This is a genomic window from Leisingera sp. M658, from assembly GCF_025144145.1.
Classification (GTDB): Bacteria; Pseudomonadota; Alphaproteobacteria; order Rhodobacterales; family Rhodobacteraceae; genus Leisingera.
Genome location: NZ_CP083546.1, coordinates 1,710,314 through 1,731,973, shown reverse-complemented (window position 1 = coordinate 1,731,973; position 21,660 = coordinate 1,710,314). Strand labels below are relative to the sequence as shown.

The 21,660-nt window shown below is 60.3% G+C and carries 24 protein-coding genes and 2 pseudogenes; 11 read left to right on the top strand and 15 right to left on the bottom strand.

The features are described 5' to 3' along the window. Positions 1-36: 36 nt before the first annotated feature. The 3 genes from purB (at position 37) to K3724_RS08655 (ending at position 2,300) form a co-directional block, all read left to right on the top strand. Positions 37-1,341 (top strand): adenylosuccinate lyase, encoded by a 1,305-nt coding sequence (gene purB, locus K3724_RS08665; RefSeq protein ID WP_259991866.1) that lies wholly within the window; start codon positions 37-39, stop codon positions 1,339-1,341. Positions 1,342-1,599: 258 nt separating this feature from the next. Next, a complete protein-coding gene (locus K3724_RS08660) occupies positions 1,600-1,764 on the top strand; it encodes a hypothetical protein (RefSeq protein WP_259991864.1) in 165 nt (54 codons plus the stop codon). Positions 1,765-1,928: 164 nt separating this feature from the next. Next, entirely contained in the window at positions 1,929-2,300 is a 372-nt protein-coding gene (locus K3724_RS08655) for a hypothetical protein (RefSeq protein ID WP_259991862.1), read from the top strand. A gap of 122 nt (positions 2,301-2,422) precedes the next feature. Here the strand turns inward: K3724_RS08655 and K3724_RS08650 are convergent. Beyond that, positions 2,423-3,152 (bottom strand): annotated as a pseudogene (locus tag K3724_RS08650) (transposase). A gap of 61 nt (positions 3,153-3,213) precedes the next feature. Then, a pseudogene (locus tag K3724_RS08645) lies at positions 3,214-3,784 on the bottom strand (transposase); the annotation flags it as partial. Positions 3,785-4,011: 227 nt separating this feature from the next. Between K3724_RS08645 and K3724_RS08640 the strand changes: the two are divergent. The 3 genes from K3724_RS08640 (at position 4,012) to K3724_RS08630 (ending at position 6,794) form a co-directional block, all read left to right on the top strand. Continuing rightward, the gene (locus K3724_RS08640) at positions 4,012-4,545 is read left to right on the top strand and encodes a tetratricopeptide repeat protein (RefSeq protein ID WP_259991860.1); all 534 of its coding nucleotides are present in this window, start codon (positions 4,012-4,014) and stop codon (positions 4,543-4,545) included. A 74-nt stretch (positions 4,546-4,619) separates the two neighbouring features. Then, the gene (locus tag K3724_RS08635) at positions 4,620-5,726 is read left to right on the top strand and encodes a flagellar motor switch protein FliG (protein WP_259991847.1); all 1,107 of its coding nucleotides are present in this window, start codon (positions 4,620-4,622) and stop codon (positions 5,724-5,726) included. Between the two features lie 135 nt (positions 5,727-5,861). Beyond that, positions 5,862-6,794: a lysophospholipid acyltransferase family protein gene (locus tag K3724_RS08630; protein WP_259991845.1), complete on the top strand. Its 933-nt coding sequence runs from the start codon at positions 5,862-5,864 to the stop codon at positions 6,792-6,794. A 9-nt stretch (positions 6,795-6,803) separates the two neighbouring features. On the opposite strand, the gene K3724_RS08625 is transcribed toward K3724_RS08630, so the two are convergent. Beyond that, positions 6,804-7,505 (bottom strand): thioredoxin family protein, encoded by a 702-nt coding sequence (locus tag K3724_RS08625; RefSeq protein WP_259991843.1) that lies wholly within the window; start codon positions 7,503-7,505, stop codon positions 6,804-6,806. A gap of 233 nt (positions 7,506-7,738) precedes the next feature. On the opposite strand from K3724_RS08625, the gene acnA reads away from it, so the two are divergent. After that, complete coding sequence (gene acnA, locus K3724_RS08620; RefSeq protein ID WP_259991841.1) at positions 7,739-10,426, top strand: aconitate hydratase AcnA; 2,688 nt, start codon at positions 7,739-7,741, stop codon at positions 10,424-10,426. A gap of 80 nt (positions 10,427-10,506) precedes the next feature. Here acnA and K3724_RS08615 read toward each other — a convergent pair whose 3' ends face one another. Further along, the gene (locus K3724_RS08615) at positions 10,507-11,283 is read right to left on the bottom strand and encodes an ABC transporter substrate-binding protein (protein WP_259991839.1); all 777 of its coding nucleotides are present in this window, start codon (positions 11,281-11,283) and stop codon (positions 10,507-10,509) included. A gap of 271 nt (positions 11,284-11,554) precedes the next feature. On the opposite strand from K3724_RS08615, the gene K3724_RS08610 reads away from it, so the two are divergent. From K3724_RS08610 to K3724_RS08600, 3 genes are all read left to right on the top strand, one after another. After that, complete coding sequence (locus tag K3724_RS08610; RefSeq protein ID WP_129371064.1) at positions 11,555-11,839, top strand: antibiotic biosynthesis monooxygenase; 285 nt, start codon at positions 11,555-11,557, stop codon at positions 11,837-11,839. A gap of 126 nt (positions 11,840-11,965) precedes the next feature. Further along, positions 11,966-12,304, top strand: a complete 339-nt coding sequence (locus K3724_RS08605) for a DOPA 4,5-dioxygenase family protein (RefSeq protein ID WP_259991837.1) — start codon at positions 11,966-11,968, stop codon at positions 12,302-12,304. 61 nt (positions 12,305-12,365) lie between these two features. Then, positions 12,366-12,671, top strand: a complete 306-nt coding sequence (locus K3724_RS08600; protein WP_259991835.1) for an antibiotic biosynthesis monooxygenase — start codon at positions 12,366-12,368, stop codon at positions 12,669-12,671. A 15-nt stretch (positions 12,672-12,686) separates the two neighbouring features. Here K3724_RS08600 and K3724_RS08595 read toward each other — a convergent pair whose 3' ends face one another. From K3724_RS08595 to yajC, 10 genes are all read right to left on the bottom strand, one after another. Beyond that, entirely contained in the window at positions 12,687-13,226 is a 540-nt protein-coding gene (locus K3724_RS08595; protein WP_259991833.1) for a DsbE family thiol:disulfide interchange protein, read from the bottom strand. Beyond that, complete coding sequence (gene ccmD / locus K3724_RS08590; RefSeq protein ID WP_035920135.1) at positions 13,219-13,374, bottom strand: heme exporter protein CcmD; 156 nt, start codon at positions 13,372-13,374, stop codon at positions 13,219-13,221. The genes K3724_RS08595 and ccmD overlap by 8 nt, the downstream gene beginning before the upstream one ends. After that, complete coding sequence (locus tag K3724_RS08585; protein ID WP_259991830.1) at positions 13,374-14,105, bottom strand: heme ABC transporter permease; 732 nt, start codon at positions 14,103-14,105, stop codon at positions 13,374-13,376. The genes ccmD and K3724_RS08585 overlap by 1 nt, the downstream gene beginning before the upstream one ends. 56 nt (positions 14,106-14,161) lie before the next feature. Beyond that, positions 14,162-14,818, bottom strand: coding sequence for a heme exporter protein CcmB (ccmB, locus tag K3724_RS08580; RefSeq protein ID WP_259991828.1), 657 nt, complete (start codon positions 14,816-14,818; stop codon positions 14,162-14,164). Beyond that, positions 14,815-15,429, bottom strand: a complete 615-nt coding sequence (gene ccmA / locus K3724_RS08575) for a heme ABC exporter ATP-binding protein CcmA (protein WP_259991826.1) — start codon at positions 15,427-15,429, stop codon at positions 14,815-14,817. Before ccmA ends, ccmB begins: the two co-directional genes overlap by 4 nt. A gap of 88 nt (positions 15,430-15,517) precedes the next feature. Next, positions 15,518-15,871, bottom strand: coding sequence for an Mth938-like domain-containing protein (locus K3724_RS08570; RefSeq protein WP_259991824.1), 354 nt, complete (start codon positions 15,869-15,871; stop codon positions 15,518-15,520). A gap of 13 nt (positions 15,872-15,884) precedes the next feature. Then, on the bottom strand, positions 15,885-16,637 hold the full coding sequence (locus K3724_RS08565) for a TSUP family transporter (protein ID WP_259991822.1): 753 nt from the start codon (positions 16,635-16,637) through the stop codon (positions 15,885-15,887). Continuing rightward, positions 16,630-17,598 carry a protein translocase subunit SecF gene (gene secF / locus K3724_RS08560; protein WP_259991820.1) on the bottom strand — a complete coding sequence of 323 codons (969 nt, stop codon included), beginning with the start codon at positions 17,596-17,598 and terminating at the stop codon, positions 16,630-16,632. Before secF ends, K3724_RS08565 begins: the two co-directional genes overlap by 8 nt. A gap of 1 nt (position 17,599) precedes the next feature. Beyond that, on the bottom strand, positions 17,600-19,261 hold the full coding sequence (secD, locus tag K3724_RS08555; protein WP_259991819.1) for a protein translocase subunit SecD: 1,662 nt from the start codon (positions 19,259-19,261) through the stop codon (positions 17,600-17,602). 34 nt (positions 19,262-19,295) lie between these two features. Then, positions 19,296-19,580, bottom strand: coding sequence for a preprotein translocase subunit YajC (gene yajC / locus K3724_RS08550; protein ID WP_024089858.1), 285 nt, complete (start codon positions 19,578-19,580; stop codon positions 19,296-19,298). Between the two features lie 293 nt (positions 19,581-19,873). Between yajC and serS the strand changes: the two genes are divergently transcribed. Next, on the top strand, positions 19,874-21,166 hold the full coding sequence (gene serS / locus K3724_RS08545) for a serine--tRNA ligase (protein WP_259991816.1): 1,293 nt from the start codon (positions 19,874-19,876) through the stop codon (positions 21,164-21,166). Between the two features lie 76 nt (positions 21,167-21,242). Here serS and K3724_RS08540 read toward each other — a convergent pair whose 3' ends face one another. Continuing rightward, positions 21,243-21,575 carry a hypothetical protein gene (locus K3724_RS08540; protein WP_259991814.1) on the bottom strand — a complete coding sequence of 111 codons (333 nt, stop codon included), beginning with the start codon at positions 21,573-21,575 and terminating at the stop codon, positions 21,243-21,245. Positions 21,576-21,660: the final 85 nt, after the last annotated feature.

Sequence of the window (21,660 nt, the reverse complement as noted above, 5' to 3'; positions counted from 1 at the left end):
CATCTGCTGCACAATCACATAAAGGTGCTTTCGCCCATGATCCCGCGCTATGCCCGCCCTGAAATGGTCGCCATCTGGTCGCCCGAAACCAAATTCAAGATCTGGTACGAGATCGAGGCCCATGCCTGCGAAGCCATGGCCAACCTCGGCGTGATCCCGCGCGAAAACGCTGATGCCGTGTGGAAAGCCAAGGACGTCGAATTCGACGTCGCCCGCATTGACGAGATTGAAGCCGTCACCAAGCACGACGTTATCGCCTTCCTCACCCACCTTGCTGAGCATGTCGGCTCTGAAGAAGCCCGCTTTGTGCATCAGGGCATGACTTCGTCTGATGTGCTGGACACCTGCCTGAACGTGCAGCTGGTGCGTGCCGCCGACATTCTGCTGGACGGCATGGACAAGCTGCTGGCGGCGCTGAAGAAACGCGCGCTGGAGCATAAGAACACCGTGCGCGTCGGCCGCAGCCACGGCATCCATGCCGAACCTACCACCATGGGTCTGACCTTTGCCCGTTTCTATGCCGAAATGGACCGCAACAAGAACCGTCTGGAAAAAGCCCGCTGGGAAGTCGCCACCGGCGCGATCTCCGGCGCCGTCGGCACCTTCGCCAATGTTGACCCCGTGGTCGAGGATCACGTCTGCGAACAGCTGGGCCTGCGGCCTGAGCCGATCTCGACCCAGGTAATCCCGCGCGACCGTCATGCGATGTTCTTTGCCACCCTTGGCGTCATCGCATCCTCGATCGAAAACGTTGCTGTGGAAATCCGCCACATGCAGCGCACCGAGGTGCTGGAGGGTGCCGAATTCTTCTCGATGGGCCAGAAAGGCTCCTCGGCGATGCCGCACAAGAAGAACCCGGTTCTGACCGAAAACCTGACCGGCCTGGCGCGCTTGGTCCGCATGACCGTTGTGCCCGCAATGGAAAACGTGGCGCTGTGGCATGAGCGCGATATCTCCCACTCCTCCGTGGAACGCGGCATCGGCCCCGATGCCACCGTCACCCTCGACTTTGCCCTGCACCGTCTGGCAGGTGTCATCGACAAGATGCTGGTGTTCCCCGAGAACATGCTGGACAACATGAACAAATTCCCAGGTCTGGTAATGTCGCAGCGGGTGCTGCTGGCACTGACCCAGGCCGGCGTCAACCGCGAAGACGCCTATGCCATGGTACAGCGCAACGCCTTGAAAGTCTGGGAAGACCGGGTTGATTTCCGCGAACTGCTGCTTGCGGATACCGATGTGGTTGCGGCCCTTGGCAAAGAGGCGATCAACGAGAAATTCGACATGGGCTATCACACCAAACATGTCGACACGATCTTCCGCCGGGTGTTCGGCGAGTAAACCGGCTCCTGGAAACCAATGTGAACGCCCCGTCAGCATGGCGGGGCGTTTCTTCATCCGGGGTTCATCCTGCACCTGAAAGGGAATGGTACAGAAACCTTAACCCAGGCATCGCTCATACCGCCCATGCAATTGTTTGCAGAATTTGGCGAAGCCCTGATCCGGCGCCACCTGCAGTAATTTCAGGCGGCCATAGGCCCGGAATGCTGTTTCAGCGTAAATTGTATCCATTAGTCCACTGATCCGGGACGGCAGCAGATGGTGTTCTCCCTCATGCATGAGAGCGGCACCGTTCTGATCCTCAAGAAAGACGTCAATTCCAGCACCCCATGGATCGAAAGGGAGTTCCGCCCGTTCGAACAGCTCCGCCCCCGTTTCACGGCGGCAGATGGCTGCGAGGTTGCCGGCCCAGTCTACCTGTGAGCAGACAAGAACTTTCAGATCACCAAATTTGCCGAAGGCCGGACCGCCTCGGATGCCTTGCGGACCTCGCAATCACAAGCACAGGCCAATCAGGTTTCCGGCGTTGCGGAAAATGGCTTTACCATCTTCCTAAATACCAGCCTTGCGAACCGCAAAACATCTGGATGAACTGGGTTTTAACCGAAATTGACAAACTAGCGGCTGGTGACGATGTTTGCGCGCAACCGGATCACTACTCTGCATTTCCGGAACAGCTCCATGGTCAATCACAACAGTTTCAGGCCGCCTCCTGCAACCGCGTGCCTTTCCAAGGCGACCTTCACAGCGGCAATCTGATCCTTGGCAAAGGGACGGCCTTGGGTCTGGATCTGGCCTACCGCGAGAATAAACCGGCCATCTACGACGAGGTTGACTTCCTGACCAGCGACTTGAAAAACCCTCTCGCCGCCCGGGACATCGGCCCCGGCGGGGTGCGGCAGTCCAGTTTGGAGTATTTTACAAAACCGAACGGCGCCCCATCAGCCGCCCTTTGCTGAATATCCATTTGCGGGCCAGGTTGCTGATTGAGCTGATGCGCATCCGGAAGTCCACGGTGAACCTAAACGGCTTTGTTGCGCAAATCGGATGACGGGCAGACTCCCCCTTTCCCCGGACGGGCTTACCCTACGGGCTCTGTGACAGATATGCTCAGAGCGGTGTAGCGAATGAGCGCGGCAACGCGGACCTGGATTTTCGCAGCATGGCGTTCGAAGTCCCGTGCCATCAACGACTGGCCCAACGGTTTCAGGCAGTTCATCCAATCACCCGGAAAACGGTTCCCCGGATCGTTTTCTGATCCGGCTCATATCTCGACGCGGCTCCTACGGTGAAATCCACTCCATCGCCGCCACAGCTCGCGGCCGAGGAACCGCGACGCGTTGACCGCCGCGCTTCGGGTGGTAGCTCCGGCAGTTGCGGGTTTTCACGGCTTGGCGTACTTGCGCGGTGGAATGACAGCATGAGCATTGCGAGCTGCAATCGCGTCGCGGCATTTGCGCGTGTCGTAGGCCCCGGCAGCGGTGACCGTTCAATGCCCAGCTCTGGCGGGAATTGGCTCAGCAGTTCAGGCAACAAGGGCGCGTCACCGATGTTGCTGCTGGTGACCTCAATCGCCCGGACTTCCAGTGTTTCCTCATCGATACCGATGTGTATCTTGCGCCAGGTGTGGCGCTTCAAGCCGCCCGCCTTCATCCTCAGCTTTGATGCCGGGCAGTGGTCAGGCACGTCTGGATTGATACGTCACTGAATTGCCGCAGCCGACCCCGTTTGCCGCTTGGTGGCGGCACCCAGATCATCCCGGGATCAATCAAGACCGAAAGCAATCCGCGTTGCTTTAGTGCGCTCGCCATTGTGCTCGAACCAATGGTGCATCAATGGCTCGCTGTACGAAGGCCAGTTCGTGAAGTTGTACCTCGTCGCAGCCCCCAGCCGCTGTTTGCTGCCTGTCGAATGCTGTCGGCGCGTGAGGCTGGGCCAAGCCGCAAAATCGCGGGCCTTGGGGAACGTCCCAGGCGGCAGCGCAAGGGTGGCGATGGCCGTAGAGATCAGCGGGCCGAAGCCCGGCATTGAGCTTGGCAATCTCTGCCTCCATCCGGGTCAAGGCCGCGATCAGCACCTTGAGTGTGGGGATCGCACTAGCTGGCAGACCGCTTTCCGGGGCATCGGCGGCATCGTTCTTCTCTTGCTTGACGAAGGGTTTGACATTTGCAGGCGGGATCAGGCGTGCATCGTGGCCTGGCATGCTGATCCCGCGGCCCAAGTGATGCGCGCCACCGCAGTCTCTCATCTAGAAAACATAGGGCAGCAACTCGCTGAAGAAGGCCTGCACCTGACCCCACCGCAGCTTCTTGCGCGGAACAGGCTGTTCCGCTCTATCTGCCTGTCGGGCCTGAAACACATTCTTGGCCAGATCGAGTTCGACCGTATTAATCTCCGGCGTGACCGCTCTCCTTTGTGGATCGTTGCAGACCCACCTTGGCACATTGGTGCCGTCGGGAGCTGCTGCATCTCTAAGGCTGGGACGAAGAAAAGAAAGATCCGGTTTGAACTCCTTCTGGCGCGGTTCTCAACCGCCTTTGCACAACCGCTTGCCGACTGAATGATTTCTGAACTATTTTCATCTCCCGCAGTTTTGATGTGAATAAATTGGCCGGCCTGCGGGTTGTAAGGGTACGTTGATCACGATTTCATGCATCAGGAGATGACGACATGCGTTATTTTGCTCTCGCCGCTGCCTTGACCCTGCCGATGACGGCTTATGCCGCAGGCGGCAATGACTGGAACCCGCCGAAACCTTCCGAGACCACCAAGACCTGCAAGGGCAAGCGGATCTGGGACCCAAACAAGAAACGCTGCGTGCGGCCCAAGAAATCGTCCCTGAACCAGCAGGACCTGTTGAATGCGGCGCGCGAGCTGGCCTATGCGGGCCGCCAGCAGGATGCACAGGCAGTGCTGAGCGCGGCGCCGGACCAGCAGGATACCCTGGTGCTGACCTATTGGGGTTTCACCCACCGCAAACTGGGAAATTTGGAATTGGCGCAGGCCTATTACGATCAGGCGCTTGAACAGGATCCGGATAACATACTTGCCCGCTCCTATATGGGCCAAGGCCTTGTGAATCAGGGGAAATACGGCGCGGCCCTGATACAGTGGAAAGAGATCAAGGCACGGGGCGGTGATGGCACCTGGGCCGAAGCTTCGCTGCGCAACGCCTTGGAAACAGGTGCAACTTACAGCTACTAGCTTCAGCCTTTCTTTACGGCTTGCGGCCTATCCTGCCCTCGATGATCAAGAAGAATCTTTGGTAGGGTGCGAGAATGCCTCAAGACAATTTGCTGGCGCTTCCGATGGCTTCAGGCGGGCCGGACCTGGGCGGGTTCGGAGCCCCGGCCCCTCTGGGCGGCGGGGGCGGCAGCGGGCTGAGCGGCAAGGCAAAGGCCGCAATTATCGTCCGGCTGCTGCTAAATGAAGGCGCAGAAATCCCGCTGGAGGAGCTGCCGGACGACTTGCAGCTGGAGCTGACCCAGCAGATGGGCAAGATGAGCATTGTCGATCGCGATACGCTGAATACGGTGGTCGGCGAATTTGCCGATCTGCTGGACAACGTTGGCCTGCATTTCCCCAATGGCCTGGCCGGTGCGCTGAATGCGATGCAAGGCAAGATCAGCCGCCACACCCACAGCCGCCTGCGCAAGGAAGCCGGTGTGCGCCAGTTCGGTGACCCATGGGAGCGCTTGAAACAGCTGCCGCCCGAAGATCTGGCAGGTCTGGCCGAGGCGGAAAGCACCGAAGTGGCCGCGGTTCTGCTGTCCAAGCTGGACACCGCCAAAGCGGCGCAAATGCTGGTGCATCTGCCCGGCCCGATTGCCCGCCGCATCACCTATGCCGTCAGCCACACCGCCAATGTGACGCCCGACACCGTGGACCGGATCGGCCTGTCGCTTGCCGCTCAGGTCGAAGCCCGGCCCGATCTCGCCTTTGATGAGACTCCGGGCCAGCGTCTTGGCGGCATTCTGACCGAAGCGGCGGCAGCCAAACGTGATGAAGTGCTGACAGCGCTGGATGAAGAGGATGAGGATTTTGCCACCAAGGTGCGCAAGGCGATCTTCACCTATGCGCTGATCGGTGAACGGATGCAGCCGATCGACGTGCCCAAGCTGATGCGGGTGCTGTCGCAGCCGGATCTGGTCACGGCCATGGCCTTTGCCACCGACGAGGAAGACGTGGCAACCAACGAATTCCTGCTCAAGAACATGTCCAGCCGGATGGCAGACAATATCCGCGAGGAAGTGGGCGAGCGCGGCAAGGTCAAGCGCAGCGATGGCGAGGCTGCGTTCAGCATGATCATCTCGGCGATGCGCGATTTGGTGGCAACAGGCGAGATTGATCTGAAATCCGACGAGGATGAGGAGGACGGCGGCTAAGATCCGCAACTTGCGCCGGGACGGCAGGCGCGCAGACCATTCTGCCCGCGCCTGCGAGCGGCTTGTACCTGCCGGTCCAGCTGCGTATGATGCGGGCTTCCGGGCGCATTCCCGCGCCGCAGCCATCCAGACGCCATGCCCGTAGATCCTTCCGAGCTCTCCACCTGGAGCCATGTCAAATATTATGGCAGCAACCTGTTTCTGCGCGGGCTGCTGGTTGGCACGCGGCTGATCCCTTATGGGTTGAGGGTGCCCATGATGGGCCGGCTGGTGACAGCTATGGGCCGGCTGGCCGGGTTCGAAAAGCGGGTGCGCAGCAACCTGGATCTTGTCAGCCCCGAGCTGGCGGAAATTGATCCCCGCGCGCTTTACCGGGACGTCAGCGATAATGCGGGCCGGATGATAGCCGAAATCTATGCCGGCGCCCCTTTTCACGACCGCGCCAGGGCTGCCCCCATTACCGGCCCCGGCCTGAAAGCGCTGGAAGAGGCCCGTGCAGCAGGGCGTCCGGTCCTGCTGGCTACGGCGCATTTCGGCAATTACGATGCCGCCCGCGCGGCGCTGTTTGCCCGCGGTTTCGAGATGGGTGCGCTTTACCGCCGGATGGCCAACCCTTATTTCAACGACCATTACGTGGCAGCAATCAAAGGCAACGGCGAACCCCTGTTCGAACAGGGAAAGCGTGGCATGGTCGCGCTTGTCCGGCACTTGAAAAAGGGCGGTATCGCGGCAATCGTCACTGATCTTCACGCCCAGGGCGGAGAGCTGATCGATTTCTTCGGCAAACCTGCGGTAACCTCTACCGTGCCGGCCGAACTGGCGCTGAAATTCGGCGCTGCTGTCATCCCTGTTTACGCGGTGCGGCAGGACAACGGTCTGGACTTCGAGATCGTGATGAGCGCTGAGATCCCGCATTCCGATCCGCTCACCATGACCAAATCCCTCAGCGCGGATCTGGAAGCCATTGTGCGCAAGCACACCGGCCAATGGTTCTGGATCCACCGCCGCTGGAAACCCTATGTTCCACTGCCCAAACCCGGCAGGAAGGCAAATCCCGAGGCGGGCTGACCCAGGCTGCTACTCGGCACGGGCAGCGGCTATGATCCGGCCAAAGGGCGCTTCTTGCACCACGACGGCAGCAGGCTGGCGGCCCGGAACCGGGACTGACAGTTCCAGATCCCCTGCCCCGTCCCATTCCGCTGCGATTTGCCAGTCTTCCACCACATTGGCATAGCTCAAGGTTTTACCGGCCAGTTCACCGCGGGTGATATTGACGGATCTTTCGGGCGTATAGCGTACCAGCTGCACCAGCAGCCTCACCTCCCCCATCTGCGCCCGTGGCTGCAGCCGGATCACCAGATCCTCCCCCTTCCGCTCAACCGATAGCGACACCGGACGCGGCTGGGATTGGTGTTTGCCGATGGCATCGGCCACCTTCATTCCATCGGCGCCGACCACATCATCCTGCCCCATGATGATCATCTGCGGCGTATAGATCATCCTGCGCCCGCCCGCATGCGCATAGCCCTTTTGCCGCTTGGTATGGGACGGCTTGGCAAATTGATCCTTCCAGCCGATGTAATCCCAATAGTCCACATGCAGCGCCAGCGGCAGCACATCGTCGCGTGCAGCCAGCTCATGCAGCAGTGCATCGGCCGGCGGGCAGGACGAACACCCTTGCGACGTGTAAAGCTCCACCACCACAGGTTCCGCTGCGGATTGGCCGTATACCGGCAGGGCCAGGCCCCAAGCTGCAATGATCGACGCCAGAAGTTTCATGAATCGCCCGCTTCGTTTGTTAGGCTTCTGGTCTAAAGATGTGCCTGCAAATACGCCAATCAATCATTTTTGAGCCGGGATTGAACGGAGCAGGCCCGTTGCACCGCAAAAAATGTGTACTATTGCATACAAAAGTGCCCCCTGCGGCGATTGGGCTATTGAATGCTTAATCTTCCTCATGCATTTAGCAGGCAGCGAATTCCCCGATTTCAAATCCTTGAGGGAGGCCAAACATGCCTATCACCGTCGGACAAGACAATGCCAAAGCGCGCAAAACGCTCAGCGTCAACGGCAAGTCGATCTCTTATTATTCCATCCCCGCAGCCACCGAAGCAGGCTTTGGCGATTTCTCCAAGCTGCCCGCCGCGCTGAAGGTGGTGCTGGAAAACATGCTGCGCTTTGAGGATGGCGGCTTTTCCGTCTCCACCGACGACATCAAGGCGTTTGCCGAATGGGGTGCCAATGGCGGCAAGAACCCGCGTGAGATTGCATACCGCCCGGCCCGCGTGCTGATGCAGGATTTCACCGGCGTTCCCGCCGTTGTCGATCTGGCTGCCATGCGCGACGGCATCGTGGGGCTGAAAGGCTCGGCTGCCAAGATCAACCCGCTGGTCCCCGTTGATCTGGTCATCGACCACTCGGTTATGATTGACGAATTCGGCAACCCGCGCGCGTTCCAGATGAACGTGGACCGCGAGTATGAGCGCAACATGGAGCGCTACCAGTTCCTGAAGTGGGGCCAGAACGCGTTCAACAACTTCCGCGTTGTGCCGCCGGGCACCGGCATCTGCCATCAGGTCAACCTGGAATACCTGTCGCAAACCGTCTGGACCGATGTGGATCAGAACGGGGATGAGGTCGCCTATCCGGATACCCTGGTTGGCACCGACAGCCACACCACCATGGTGAACGGCGCGGCCGTGCTGGGCTGGGGTGTTGGCGGGATCGAGGCCGAGGCCGCGATGCTGGGCCAGCCGATTTCGATGCTGATCCCCGAGGTCATCGGTTTTGAGCTGACCGGCCAGATGCTTGAGGGCACCACCGGCACCGACCTGGTGCTGAAAGTGGTGGAAATGCTGCGCGCCAAGGGCGTGGTTGGCAAGTTCGTCGAATTTTACGGCACTGGCCTGGACCGTCTTCCGCTCGCAGACCGCGCCACCATCGCCAACATGGCGCCCGAATACGGCGCCACCTGCGGTTTCTTCCCGATTGACAATGAGACCCTGCGCTACCTGCGCAATACCGGCCGCGACGAAGACCGTATCGCGCTGGTCGAAGCCTACGCCAAGGAAAACGGTTTCTGGCGCGGTGCGGACTATGCGCCGGTCTACACCGACACTCTGTCGCTGGACATGGGCAGCATCGTTCCGGCGATTTCCGGCCCGAAACGCCCGCAGGATTATGTCGCACTGACCGGTGCCAAATCCGCCTTCTCGAAAGAGATGGAAGAGACCTTCAAGCGTCCGATGGGCAAGGAAGTCGCCGTCAAGGGCGAGGACTACACCATGGAATCGGGCAAGGTCGTGATCGCTTCGATCACGTCGTGCACCAACACCTCGAACCCCTATGTGATGATCGGCGCTGGCCTGGTCGCGCGCAAGGCAGCCGCCCTTGGCCTGGACCGCAAGCCCTGGGTCAAGACCTCGCTGGCACCGGGTTCGCAGGTCGTGTCCGCCTATCTGGAGGCCGCTGGCCTGCAGGAGGATCTGGACAAGGTCGGCTTCAACCTGGTGGGCTACGGCTGCACCACCTGCATCGGCAACTCCGGTCCGATCCAGCAGGAAATTTCCGAGGCGATTGCCGAGGGCGATCTGGTGGCAACTTCGGTGCTGTCGGGCAACCGCAACTTTGAGGGCCGCATCTCGCCTGACGTGCGCGCCAACTACCTGGCCTCGCCGCCGCTGGTGGTGGCCTATGCGCTGGCCGGCACCATGGACATCAACCTGGCGTCCGATCCCATCGCTCAGGACAAGAACGGCAATGACGTCTACCTGAAAGACATCTGGCCCTCGACCCAGGAAGTTGCGGAACTGGTTGAGCAGACCGTCACCCGCGAGGCGTTCCTGTCGAAATACGCTGACGTCTTCAAAGGCGACGAAAAATGGCAGGCGGTGGAGACCACCGATGCGGAAACCTATGACTGGCCCGCAACCTCGACCTACATCCAGAACCCGCCCTACTTCCAGGGCATGGGCACCGAGCCGGGCACCATCTCGAACATTAAGGACGCCAAGGTTCTGGCGGTTCTGGGCGACATGGTCACCACCGACCACATCTCGCCCGCGGGTTCGTTCGCGACCACCACGCCCGCAGGCCAGTATCTGCTGGAACGTCAGGTACAGCCGCGCGAGTTCAACTCCTACGGTTCGCGCCGCGGCAACCACGAGATCATGATGCGCGGCACCTTTGCCAACATCCGCATCAAGAACGAGATGCTGGACGGCGTTGAGGGTGGCTATACCAAAGGCCCCGATGGCGAACAGACCTCGATCTTTGATGCCTCGATGGCGCATCAGGAAGCAGGCACTCCGCTGGTGGTGTTCGGCGGCGAACAGTACGGCGCGGGCTCCTCGCGCGACTGGGCGGCCAAAGGCACCGCGCTCTTGGGCGTCAAGGCTGTGATCGCTGAAAGCTTTGAGCGTATCCACCGGTCCAACCTGGTTGGCATGGGTGTGATCCCGTTTGAATTCACCGGCGGCGACAGCCGCAAATCGCTGGGCTTGACCGGTGAGGAAACCGTGTCGATCAGCGGGCTGGACACCATCCAGCCGCTGCAAGAAGTGCCCTGCGCAATCACAATGGCGGACGGTTCTGTGAAAGAGATCACACTGAAGTGCCGTATCGATACCGCACCCGAGATCGAATACATCGAACATGGCGGCGTGCTGCACTATGTGCTGCGGAACCTGGCCAAGTCGTAAGACTACAGTTAAGCGAAAATGTGAAAGGGCGCCCCCGCCGGGCGCCCTTTTTATGTCAGGGATGCTGCAGACAGTCCCGGCTACGGAGCGATGGTGCTGCTCAGGATCTCAGCAATCGTGCCATCTGCCTGCAGTTCGGAAATCACCCGGTTGAACACGTTCAAATAGGCATCTGCGCCGGCACTCCGCGACAGGCCAAAGTGCGAATAGGTGCTGGAAATCGGAGTTGCAACAGACGCAATTCTGTCCTGCCAGCCGTTTTGCACGACGTGGTAGCGCCCGACCGCGTCATCAATTGCGACCAGGTCAAGCTGACCAAACAGCAGCATTTGCATCAGGCCTTCCACATCGCCGCCGCGAACGATCCGGTTGTTGTTTTCAAAGGCGCGTTCCATCTCCTGATCAATCACGCTGCCGTTCACCATCCCCAGCCGCAGCCGGGAAATCCGCGCATATCCTTCGTCAAGATCCAGCCCTTGCGGATAGCGCTCGCGGTTGTACCAGAATGTGTTGGTCTGCAGAAAGGTCGGCTCAGTGAAGGCCAGATAGGAAGCGCGCGCGGTGGATTTAAACAACGGAAGGATGCCGTCGGCCTCCCCGGATTCAGCCTGTGCTAGGCAGCGCTGCCAAGGCAGCAGAACAACAACAGCCCTTAGCCCGTCAATCCGGTCCGTCACGGCCTCCAGCAGCTTGACCTTCAGCCCGCCGTCGGGAATGCCGCCGGATCCCAGCGTGTAGGGCGGATAGGGATCATAGCAGAATGTCAGTACAGAGTCGGCACGCGCAGTGTCAGCCAACCCGCTAAGGGCAGCAAAGCATGCCAGCAGCACTTTGACGAATCCAGTCGGCTTTTCCACTCTCCTGGCCTTCTCCATACGGGCGGTATCCAGCTTAGCGGGATTGCAAATTACCGCTCCCGCTTGCCTCATGCTTCCGACCTATCCCACAGTAAAATGAAAGAACCTGTAATGGCATTGCCAGTGTCTTTCCGAATTGGCGCAGGCACAACCAAAGCGATATATTCCTGGTGTCAATACCTGCTATACCACCCGGTTCAGCTGTGTAAACATTAAGCCTGAATACATCTTTTCCCCTAGCGACACTCCTTGATTGACCGGGTCCAATATCATGAAAGAAGCTGTAATAGCAGTCGTTTACCCGGATGTTGACACATTTGACGAACACGTTGAGGCAGTTCTGGAAATGCTTCCGGAAACCAGACGTTTTCCTGGCTGCATTGAAGCCCATGCCGGTATTAACCGCGCGCGTTTTGAAATTGCCGTTTTCCACCTATGGGAGTCGAATGACCATTTGGAGCGCTATTTAGTCTGGCGTGCCGACCGCGGCGATCTGGACGCCCGCAGCGCCACCATGCGGCGGGAGCAGGATTTCCGGACTTTTTCGGTGCCATAAGACCCCGGCCTTCGTATTGAAAGCGCGGCATGGCGCCCGTGCCGCCGGGTTCCGCGTTGCATTGCACACTGGCTGTTCGCAATCTGCAGATTGCCTTGGGCACACACCTTTGAAAAAAGTGGTGGCATGAAACACACAGACAGCATCACAGGCTATCACGCCCACATCTACTTTGATGAAAACACCGCAGTGCAGGCCCGCGCTCTTTGCCAGCGTGCTGCCGAACTCTTTGGAGCAGAGATGGGGCGCATGCATGAAAAACCCGTCGGACCGCACCCCAAATGGTCCTGCCAGCTGGCGGCCAGCCCGGAGCAGTTTTCCAAGTTGCTGCCTTGGCTGGCATTGAACCGCGATGGCCTGATTGTCTTTGCCCATCCGGAAACCGGTGACGCCCTGGCGGATCATCGGGATCACGCGATCTGGCTGGGAACAGGCCTGGCGCTGGATCTCAGCATCTTCGGCTGACTTTTGCGCAAATTTACCAGAAATTTCCAGTTGCCCGTCAAGCTGGCCCAGCCCGCTGAACATGGAGCGTTTCGTGACGGAAGCTGTGATCATTCAACTGCACCCGCTGCCCGGTAAATACACCGAGCTGGCAGTTCTTGTGAAAAAGATGGTGGAGGCGGCTCGCGGTTTTCCGGAATGCCAACAAGCCGAAACCCTGCTCGCCCCGGACCGGGACGAGATTTCGGTCTTTCAAAGATGGACCTGCGCGGAGGCGTTCAGCGAGTATCTGATTTGGCGTTCCAGGCAGGAAGACCTAACGCTTGCCTTTGCGCTGTCGTCAAAGGAACCGGACTTCCGCAGTTTCACCCTGCATGATCCTGGCTAAGGCGCTGCCGCCTGTTTACTGACCTGCCGCCTTTTCCATCGCCGGGCGCAGAGTGTTTTCGATCACCCGCTGGGTAATCGGTCCGGCCCAACGCAGCACAATTTTGCCTTCACCGTCCACCACATAGGTTTCCGGCACGCCGTACACACCCCAGTCGATGGCCATGCGGCCCTTCTCGTCGCGGCCAATCGCTGCGTAAGGGTCGCCTAGCTCATTCAAAAAGGCCTCGGCATTGGCCAGCTGGTCCTTGTAGTTGATGCCGTAAACCGGGATGCCCTCGTTGGACAGCGCTTCCAGGTTCGGATGCTCGGCCCGGCAGGGCGCGCACCAGCTTGCCCAGTAATTCACCAGCTTCACACTGCCATCGCGCAGGGTTTCGTCTGTGAACATCTCCTTGCCAGGAAATTCGTCCAGCGCTAGCGGCGGCGCGGGCTGGCCTTCGCGCGCGGACGGCAGGCTGTTGGGGTCTTCGCGGAACATGCCCACCAGGGCAAGGCCGACAAAACCCGCAAACACGATACCGGGGACCGCCATCAGCGGAGAGATCTTAGCCATTGCGCTTCATCCGGGTTTCCAGGGTTTCCATTTCCCGGCGCACCTTGCGGCCGCGCAGGATCGTCAGCACCACCAGCGCCAGCAGCAGCAGCAGCGAGGCACCATAGGCCGACAGCACCGTATCGGCGTATTTTCCAAGATCGGGCATCAGGCCTCCAGCCGTTCGCGCGCCATCAATGCCTTGATGCGGCGGGCGCGGATTTCGGTACCAGTGCGGTAGAACACCAGTGCAATGAACAACAGCACAAACCCCGCCATGCAGACATAAAGCGGATTGGAGAACGCATCAGCCACGTTTTCCTTTTCATCAAGGCTCAGCGACGCGCCCTGATGCAGCCCCTGGTTCCAGAAGTTCACTGCATAGCGGCTGAGCACCGCAAAGACCGACCCCACCAGGCACAGAATTGAGGTCAGGTCCGCGGCGGTGTCGGGATTGTCGATCGCCTCCCACAGGGCAATGTAGCCGAGGTAGAACAGGAACAGCACCAGGAAAGACGTGAGGCGCGGATCCCAGGCCCACCAGGTGCCCCACATCGGCTGGCCCCAGATCGCACCGGTTATCAGCGCGATAACCGTCATTACAATACCCACGGGCGCCGCAGCACGGGCGGCCAGCGCGCTGACGTGATGGCGGCGGATCACCCAGACCAGCGAAGTCACAAGCATCATGAACCACGCGTTAATGGCCATCAGCGCGGCAGGCACATGCAGGAAGATGATCTTGACAGTGGAGCCTTGGCGGTAATCGTCAGGCGTGAAGAAAAAGCCCCAGATCAGCCCCGCGCTGATCAGCACGGCAGAACTGATCCACAAGACCGGCATCACCTTTTCGGTGGTGGTCAGGAACTTCTTTGGATTGGCGTATTCCCAGATCGACATGTTGGCTATTTAGCTCTTGTTCTCGGGTTTCTCAATTCACGGCTCGTTGAAACCGCCTAGCGCAAATTGACGCGCAAGACAGCGGCGCTGGCAAAGGGCAGCAAGGCGATGGAGGCGGCGGAGATGCCGGCCAGCAGCAGCATCGGTGTTTGAACAGCCATGCCTTCAGCCCCGCGGCGGGCCATTTCGGAGCCAAAGATCAGCGTCGGCACATACAGCGGCATCACCAAAAGCGACATCAGCAGCCCGCCGCGTTTCAGCCCCACGGTCAGGGCGGCGCCAAAGGTGCCAATGACGGACAGTGCAGGCGTTCCCAGCAACAGGGAAACCACCAGCCATTGAAAGCCTTGGGCCGGCAGGTTCAGCAACACCCCCAGCACCGGTGCCGCCATCACCAGCGGCAGCCCGGTGGTAATCCAATGCGCCAGCGCCTTGATCGTCACCGTGCTTTCCAAGGGCAAGGGGGCTGTGGCCAGCAGATCGAGCGAGCCGTCCTCCCAATCCAGCGCCAGCAGCCGGTCGAGCGACAGCAGGCAGGCCAGCAGTGCGCCCAGCCACAAAACGCCCGGAGCGATCTTGGACAGCAGGTCCGATTGCGGGCCAACGGAAAACGGCACCATCACGGTCACGATCAGAAAGAACGCAAGACCAAGACCAAAGCCGCCGCCGGCCCGGAAGGCCAGCCGCAGATCCCGTATCAGCAGCGCAATCACAGGAAGCCTCCGTCAAAGTCATCCAGCGCCAGCGGTCTGGCCTTATAGGGGCCGACATCCAGCACCCCGGCCTCCAGCCCCAGATCGATATGGGTGGCAATCAGGGCAGAACCGCCCTGCCCCAGATGCGTGCGCACGGCATCAGCAAACATCACTACCGAGGTTTTATCGAGACTTACAGTCGGTTCATCCATGATCCAGATAGGCCGCCCGGTAACCAGCATCCGGCTGAGGCCAAGGCGGCGCTTCTGGCCCGCTGACAGCGCACCTGCCTGCCGGTCTCGCAGGGCTTGCAGATCAAACCCGTCCAGCGCCTGTTCAATGCCATTGCGGCCAAAAACACTGGCCCAGAAAGTCAGATTTTCGGCCACCGTCAATGTCGGCTTCAGCCCGTCGGAATGGGCGGCATAGGCGATCTGATCCTCGGCGCCCACGACCCGGCCTTTCAGTGGCGGCTGCAATCCGGCGACAGTGCGCAGCAGAGTTGTCTTGCCGATGCCATTGGGGCCGCGCAGGATCAGCGCCTTGCTGGGATCCAGCGCAAAGTTCAGGCCCTCCAGCACCGGTATACCGCCGCGCGCCACGCTCAGATCCGTCACAGTCAATGTCATGAAGTTCGCTTATCCCGTTGTGCCCGCGCATCAAAAGACCATGCAGCCGCATCCCGCTTTGCGGCAGGTCAAATACATCTTCAGAAAGTCAGACCGCCAGCGCCGCCATGGCAATCCGGCGCCCCTCGGACAGCAGCACATTATAGGTGCGGCAGGCGGCGGGCGAGTTCATCACCTCAACCCCCAGCCCGGCCCCTTCCAGCGTTTTGCGCAGATCTGCCGGAATATGCGCGATTTCCGCGCCGGTCCCGATGAACAGCACGTCGACCTCCCCCGCCAGCGCCAGCAACGGTGCGTCATCCGCATAGCCGCCCCAGGCCGATGTCCCTGCCGCCGAGGTCAGCACCGCGCCCTGATGCACCTGCCCGCCGATGCGGAAGAATCCTGCGCCATAGCCGTCAATCGGCTGCGCGTCGGAAAAGCTCACTTCATTCAGGCGCATATGGGGGGTCCTTTCAGTCAAACACCGGGAGGCTGGATAACACGGCCAGCGCAATCACGGAATAGGAGGCAAAGCGATAGAGCTTCTCCAGCTTGGGATCAAACAGCGCCTTGCCGGTCAGCGTGGTGACAACATAGGGGATGCCCAGCAGTGCGGCCAGGATCACCGCCTGCAGGCTGGCCAGCCCGCCAAAGACCAGGTTGACCGCAATCACCACATCCAGCGCCGCCAGAAAGACGATTGTATTGGCGCGCACCCGCGCCACATCACGCACATTGGCCAGGTAAAAGACAATGATCACCGGTCCTGTCAGACCGGTCATGCCGCCAACCATGCCAGCCGCCCCGCCGATGCCAAACCGGCCGGGCCAGCCCAGCCGCCCCTGCCAGCGCCAGCCGGAAACAACTGCCGCCAGTGTCACCCCGATCACGCCTGCCGCCAGCCAGCGCAGGGTCAGCGGATCCAGTTGCGACATCACCCATAGACCGGCCGGAACGGTGACAGCAGCGGCCATTGCCAGCGCGCCGACCTCGGCCTTGTCGGCCTTGCTCCAAGCCTGCGGGAACAAGGTGATGGTGGAAAACACCCCCATCAGCACCATCAGGAACACCACATCCGCCGAAGGCAGGAACTGCGCCCCGACGGGCACAAAAATCATCGCGGTGCCAAAACCAGTGAAGCCGCGGACTAATCCCGCGGCTCCAATAGTCAGCAAAAGCCAGAACAGCCCCGGCGTGGCCAGGGCTGCCTGAAAGGCCTCAAGCATCGATGTTCGAGAACTGGTTGCCGGTGGTGTTTGCCTGTTTCGACCAGTCGCGCTTCACCCCCAGCTTCAGCAGGATGGTGGAGGCTACGAACACAGACGAATAGGTCCCGACCAGAACACCCCAGATCATCGCAAAGACAAAGCCGCGGATCACATCGCCGCCCAGCACATACAGCGAGATCAGCGCCAAGAGCGTGGTGACCGAGGTCATCACCGTCCGGCTGAGGGTCTCGTTGATCGAGATATTCAGAACCTCGGCCAGATCCTTCTTCTTGTAGCGGCGCAGGTTTTCCCGCACCCGGTCGAACACAACCACCGTATCGTTCAGCGAATAGCCGACGATGGTCAGTAGGGCGGCGATGATGGCCAGGTCGAATTTGATCTGCAGTTCCGAGAACACACCGATGGTCAGCACCACGTCATGCACCAGGGCCGCCACCGCACCGAGCGCGAACTGCCACTCAAACCGCAGCCAGATGTAGACAAGCACAGCCCCGATCGCGAGGGCCACCGCGTAAATCGCCGTGGTGATCAGCTCACCCGAGACCTTGGGGCCGACGGATTCGACGGACACAAACTTGATGCCCGGTGCCACTGCGTCCAGCGAAACCTTCAGCGTCTCGACCATATCGCCCGAGATCGCCTCGCCGTCGTCTTGTGCCTGGATGCGGATCATCGCGACGTGCTGGTCTTCCTCGAAGGTCGGGTCAAACACCTCGGTGATCGATACATCCCCCAGCCCCAGCGGCGAAATGGCATCACGGTAAGCGCCCACATCCACGGTTTCAGACGCTTCGGTCCGGAGAGTTGTGCCGCCGCGGAAATCGATACCGAAGTTCAGCCCCTGCAGCAGGAAGGAGGCAACCCCCACCACCATCATCAGGGCTGAGATGCCCAGCCACAGCTTGGCGCGTTTGAAGAAATCGAATGAGGTCTTCTGAGGAACAAGTCTTAACCGCATATCACACCTCAATCGTTTTCGGACGGCGCCGTTCAAACCACATGATGATCATCAGCCGGGTGACAAAGATCGCGGTGAAAACCGAGGTCAGAATGCCCAGCCCCAGGGTGATCGCAAAGCCGCGCACCGGGCCGGAGCCCATGGCGAACAGGATCACCGCAGTGATGAATGTGGTGATGTTGGCGTCAAGAATGGCGCTCAGCGCCTTGGAGTAGCCTTCGTCAATTGCCTTGGCCGGGCCGCGGCCCGCCTTCAGCTCTTCGCGGATGCGTTCAAAGATCAGCACGTTGGCGTCCACCGCCATACCAACCGTCAGAACGATACCGGCAATGCCCGGCAGCGTCAGCGTGCCGCCAATGAGGCTGAGCATACCGAAAATCAGCGCGATGTTCAGGATCAGCGCCACATTGGCAAACAGGCCGAACAGACCATAGCTAAGCCCCATGAACACCAGCACCGCTATAAAGGCCACGATGGTGGCGATCTTGCCTGCATCGATGCTGTCCTGGCCCAGCTCGGGGCCGATGGTGCGTTCTTCCAGGAACTCCAAGCCTGCCGGCAATGCGCCTGCGCGCAGCAGAACCGCCAGATTGGTGCTTTCCTCGATGGTGAAGTTGCCGGTGATGATGCCCGAACCGCCCGGGATATGCGACTGGATCACCGGGGCCGAGACGACCTCGTCATCCAGCACGATCGCAAAGGGCGAGCCGATGTTTTCCGCCGTGTAATCGCCAAAGCGGCGCGCACCGGAGGTGTTGAAGCGGAAGGTCACCGCAGGCCGGCCGTTCTGGTCGAACGACGGCTGCGCATCCACCAGGTCCTCGCCGGTCACTACAGCAGCAGCTTCGATCGTGTAGTAAATGCCGCTTTCATCCAGTGACGGGATGATCTTATTGCCGATACCAGGCGCCGCATCTGCGTCGCTGCCGCGGCCCACAACCGGGTTGAAAGTCAGCTGCGCGGTGGTGCCGATGATCGCCTTCAGTTCTGAAGCAGAGCCAATCCCCGGCACCTGGATCAGGATCCGGTCAGCGCCTTGGCGCTGGATGGTCGGCTCGCGGGTGCCGACCTCGTCGATCCGGCGGCGCACGATTTCCAGCGACTGGCGCACGGTGCGGTCGTCCGAGGCAATTTTCTCTGCCTCGCTCAAGCGCACCACCAGGGTGCCGGCTTCGGCGGAAACTTCAATGTCGTTGGCGCCCACACCGGTCAATGTGGTAATCGGATTGGCCAGCTCGCGCACGACCTCCAGCGCACGGGCCATGCCTTCGGGCTTGGTGATTTTCACGCGAATCTCATCCGCCTGCCCCGGCTGGCGGCGGAACGTGCCAACAGTGCCGCGCTCGGGCCGCAGCGCATCACGCACTTCCGGCCACAGGGCATCCATCCGCGCCTCATAGACGTCTTCGACCTGCACTTCGGCCAGCAGATGCGCGCCGCCCCGCAAATCGAGGCCCAGGTTGACCAGCCCCGACGGCAGATACGACGGCCACTGACCGACCGCTTGCAACCGTTCCGGCGTCTCACCCTTGGCGATGATATCCGCCGCGGCGTCGTTGGCCTGTTCGACGCGGGTGTAGAATCCGTTTGGCAGGGCAAGCATCAGACCGGCCGCGCACACCAGCCAGATTAGCACCCTCTTCCAGAGATCAATTTGCAGCATTGCCCTGCCTTTTCAGTTTGTTACAGGTCTAAGCTTACGACACAGGGTCGGTTTTGCTCAGCACCTGGGCAATGGTTGCCTTGATGACGCGCACTTTCACGCCATCGGCGATTTCAACTTCAATCTCGCCGTCTTCCTTGACCTTGGACACCTTGCCGATCAGACCGCCCTGGGTCACGACCTGGTCACGCACCCGCAGCTGATCAACCATCTTCTGATGTTCTTTCACCTTCTTCTGCTGCGGCCGGATCAGCAGGAAGTACATGATCGCGAAGATCAGGATAAGCGGGAGAAATTGGGCGATTGCGCCACTGTCCATGGGATTTTCCTTCTGTCAAAGCGGCATGAGGTTTCATGCCGGAAATTTGCAGCGGAACCTATGCGCTGGGGGGATGGGTTGCAAGGCTGCCGCAAAGCAAAAGCGCAGCCGGTATAGGCCGTTGCAGGATTGCCTGGATACCGTGCCGGGAAAGGCCGTCCAATCCGCTTGCCCAGTGACCGGCATCCCCAAGTTGCACATAGACCGCGCGCGCCCCTTCCCCTTTGTTCACCCTTGCGTCATAGGATGGGCCTACTGATTCAAATCACAATTCAACGCTAGGAGAGACTCTCATGCATGACATCCGCGCTATCCGCGAAAACCCTGCCGCATTCGACGCCGCTGTGGCGCGGCGCGGGGATGCGGGCGTGTCATCCGAGATCCTGGCGCTGGACGAGGCGCGGCGCGCCAAGATCCAGGCGGCAGAGGCCGCCCAGGCCCTGCAGAACAAGGCCTCCAAAGAAGTCGGCGCCGCCAAGGGCCGCGGCGATGAGGCCGAGTTCGAGCGCCTGCGCGCACTGGTGGCCGAGAAGAAGGCCGAAGTGGCGGTGATGAACACCGAGGCCAAAGAGTTGGATCAGCAGCTGACCGATATGCTGATGACCATCCCGAACCTGGCCTTCGATGAGGTGCCGCTGGGCGAAGATGAAGACGACAACGTCGAAATCCGCCGCTGGGGTGACCCAAAGGAACTCGGTTTCGACGCCAAGGAGCATTTCGAGATCGAAGGCGTGAAGCCCGGCATGGATTTCGAAACCGCGGCCAAACTCTCGGGCAGCCGTTTTGTGGTGCTGTCCGGTGCGGTGGCGCGTATCCACCGCGCGCTGGCGCAATTCATGATCAACACCCATGTCGACGAGAACGGCCTGACCGAGGCCTGGACCCCAGTTCTGGTGCGCGAAGAGATGATGTACGGCACCGGCCAGCTGCCCAAGTTCGGCGAGGACAGCTATAAAACCACCAACGGCTGGTGGCTGGTTCCGACTGCCGAGGTCACGCTGACCAACATCGTCAATGGCATGACGGTCGAGGAAGGCTACCTGCCGCGCCGCTATGTGGCGCACACCCAGTGTTTCCGTTCCGAGGCAGGGTCGGCCGGCAAAGACACCTCCGGAATGCTGCGCCAGCACCAGTTCGAGAAGGTCGAAATGGTCTCGGTCACGCACCCGGACAAAAGCGGTGAAGAGCATGAGCGCATGACCCGTTGCGCCGAAAACATCCTGGAGCGGCTGGGCCTGCCCTATCGCACCATTGTTTTGTGCACTGGCGACATGGGCTTCGGCGCCAGCAAGACTCACGACATCGAGGTCTGGGTGCCCGGCCAGAAAACCTACCGCGAGATTTCTTCGGTCTCGGTCTGCGGTGACTTCCAGGCCCGCCGGATGAATGCGCGCTTCAAGCCCGCTGATGGCGGCAAGCCGCAATTTGTGCACACACTGAACGGCTCCGGCCTGGCGGTGGGCCGTTGCTTGATTGCAGTGCTGGAGAATGGCCAGCAGGCGGATGGTTCTGTGAAACTGCCCGAGGTGCTGGCACCTTATCTGGGCGGCAAGCTGACCCTGACCGCGGATGGCGCACTGGCCTGACCCAAACGCCAGTGCAAGACAGAAACCGGCGCCATATGGGTGCCGGTTTTTTTCTATTCACTCAACGCCTTGCGCGCTAATTCTTCACCTTCTTCTTGCCGGCACCTTTGGCTGCAAGAATTGCCTGGGCCTTTGCCTTTTCTTTCTCGATGGCCTTTTTCGCTTTCGCCTTGACCTTCTTGGCCTTCTGCTTGGCCTTAATTCTTGCCGCTGCAAATTCCACCGCCAGTTGCGCCGCTTTACGCTTGGCTTTACGGGCCTTGGCCTGCGCTTTGGCGGCCTTATCCTCCGCTGCCCGGCGCGCGGCCTCGGCGGCTTCCAGCTTGGCGTTCAGCTCACCCTGCAACTTATCAGAAGCCTTACCTGCTGATGGTTTGACCACTTTCTTCTCTGGACTCTTTCCGTTCACGAACCGGGTCTCCTTATATTCAGGCACGCAAGGCCCGGCAGCCACAGCCGTCTAAGCCTTGGCAGCCTCCAGCAGTACCACCGCA

Bases quoted from the DNA above. Each gene is read 5' to 3' on its own strand.
- purB (WP_259991866.1), top strand. From the start codon at position 37: ATGATCCCGCGCTATGCCCGCCCTGAAATGGTCGCCATCTGGTCGCCC.
- K3724_RS08630 (WP_259991845.1), top strand. From the start codon at position 5,862: ATGCCCGTAGATCCTTCCGAGCTCTCCACCTGGAGCCATGTCAAATAT.
- K3724_RS08600 (WP_259991835.1), top strand. From the start codon at position 12,366: ATGGAGCGTTTCGTGACGGAAGCTGTGATCATTCAACTGCACCCGCTG.
- K3724_RS08625 (WP_259991843.1), bottom strand. From the start codon at position 7,505: ATGAAACTTCTGGCGTCGATCATTGCAGCTTGGGGCCTGGCCCTGCCG.
- serS (WP_259991816.1), top strand. From the start codon at position 19,874: ATGCATGACATCCGCGCTATCCGCGAAAACCCTGCCGCATTCGACGCC.
- yajC (WP_024089858.1), bottom strand. From the start codon at position 19,580: ATGGACAGTGGCGCAATCGCCCAATTTCTCCCGCTTATCCTGATCTTC.
- K3724_RS08605 (WP_259991837.1), top strand. From the start codon at position 11,966: ATGAAACACACAGACAGCATCACAGGCTATCACGCCCACATCTACTTT.
- K3724_RS08570 (WP_259991824.1), bottom strand. From the start codon at position 15,871: ATGCGCCTGAATGAAGTGAGCTTTTCCGACGCGCAGCCGATTGACGGC.
- ccmD (WP_035920135.1), bottom strand. From the start codon at position 13,374: ATGCCCGATCTTGGAAAATACGCCGATACGGTGCTGTCGGCCTATGGT.
- acnA (WP_259991841.1), top strand. From the start codon at position 7,739: ATGCCTATCACCGTCGGACAAGACAATGCCAAAGCGCGCAAAACGCTC.
- K3724_RS08595 (WP_259991833.1), bottom strand. From the start codon at position 13,226: ATGGCTAAGATCTCTCCGCTGATGGCGGTCCCCGGTATCGTGTTTGCG.
- K3724_RS08565 (WP_259991822.1), bottom strand. From the start codon at position 16,637: ATGCTTGAGGCCTTTCAGGCAGCCCTGGCCACGCCGGGGCTGTTCTGG.
- secD (WP_259991819.1), bottom strand. From the start codon at position 19,261: ATGCTGCAAATTGATCTCTGGAAGAGGGTGCTAATCTGGCTGGTGTGC.
- K3724_RS08610 (WP_129371064.1), top strand. From the start codon at position 11,555: ATGAAAGAAGCTGTAATAGCAGTCGTTTACCCGGATGTTGACACATTT.
- K3724_RS08585 (WP_259991830.1), bottom strand. From the start codon at position 14,105: ATGTCGATCTGGGAATACGCCAATCCAAAGAAGTTCCTGACCACCACC.
- K3724_RS08655 (WP_259991862.1), top strand. From the start codon at position 1,929: ATGAACTGGGTTTTAACCGAAATTGACAAACTAGCGGCTGGTGACGAT.
- K3724_RS08640 (WP_259991860.1), top strand. From the start codon at position 4,012: ATGCGTTATTTTGCTCTCGCCGCTGCCTTGACCCTGCCGATGACGGCT.
- K3724_RS08660 (WP_259991864.1), top strand. From the start codon at position 1,600: ATGGTGTTCTCCCTCATGCATGAGAGCGGCACCGTTCTGATCCTCAAG.
- secF (WP_259991820.1), bottom strand. From the start codon at position 17,598: ATGCGGTTAAGACTTGTTCCTCAGAAGACCTCATTCGATTTCTTCAAA.
- ccmA (WP_259991826.1), bottom strand. From the start codon at position 15,429: ATGACATTGACTGTGACGGATCTGAGCGTGGCGCGCGGCGGTATACCG.
- K3724_RS08635 (WP_259991847.1), top strand. From the start codon at position 4,620: ATGCCTCAAGACAATTTGCTGGCGCTTCCGATGGCTTCAGGCGGGCCG.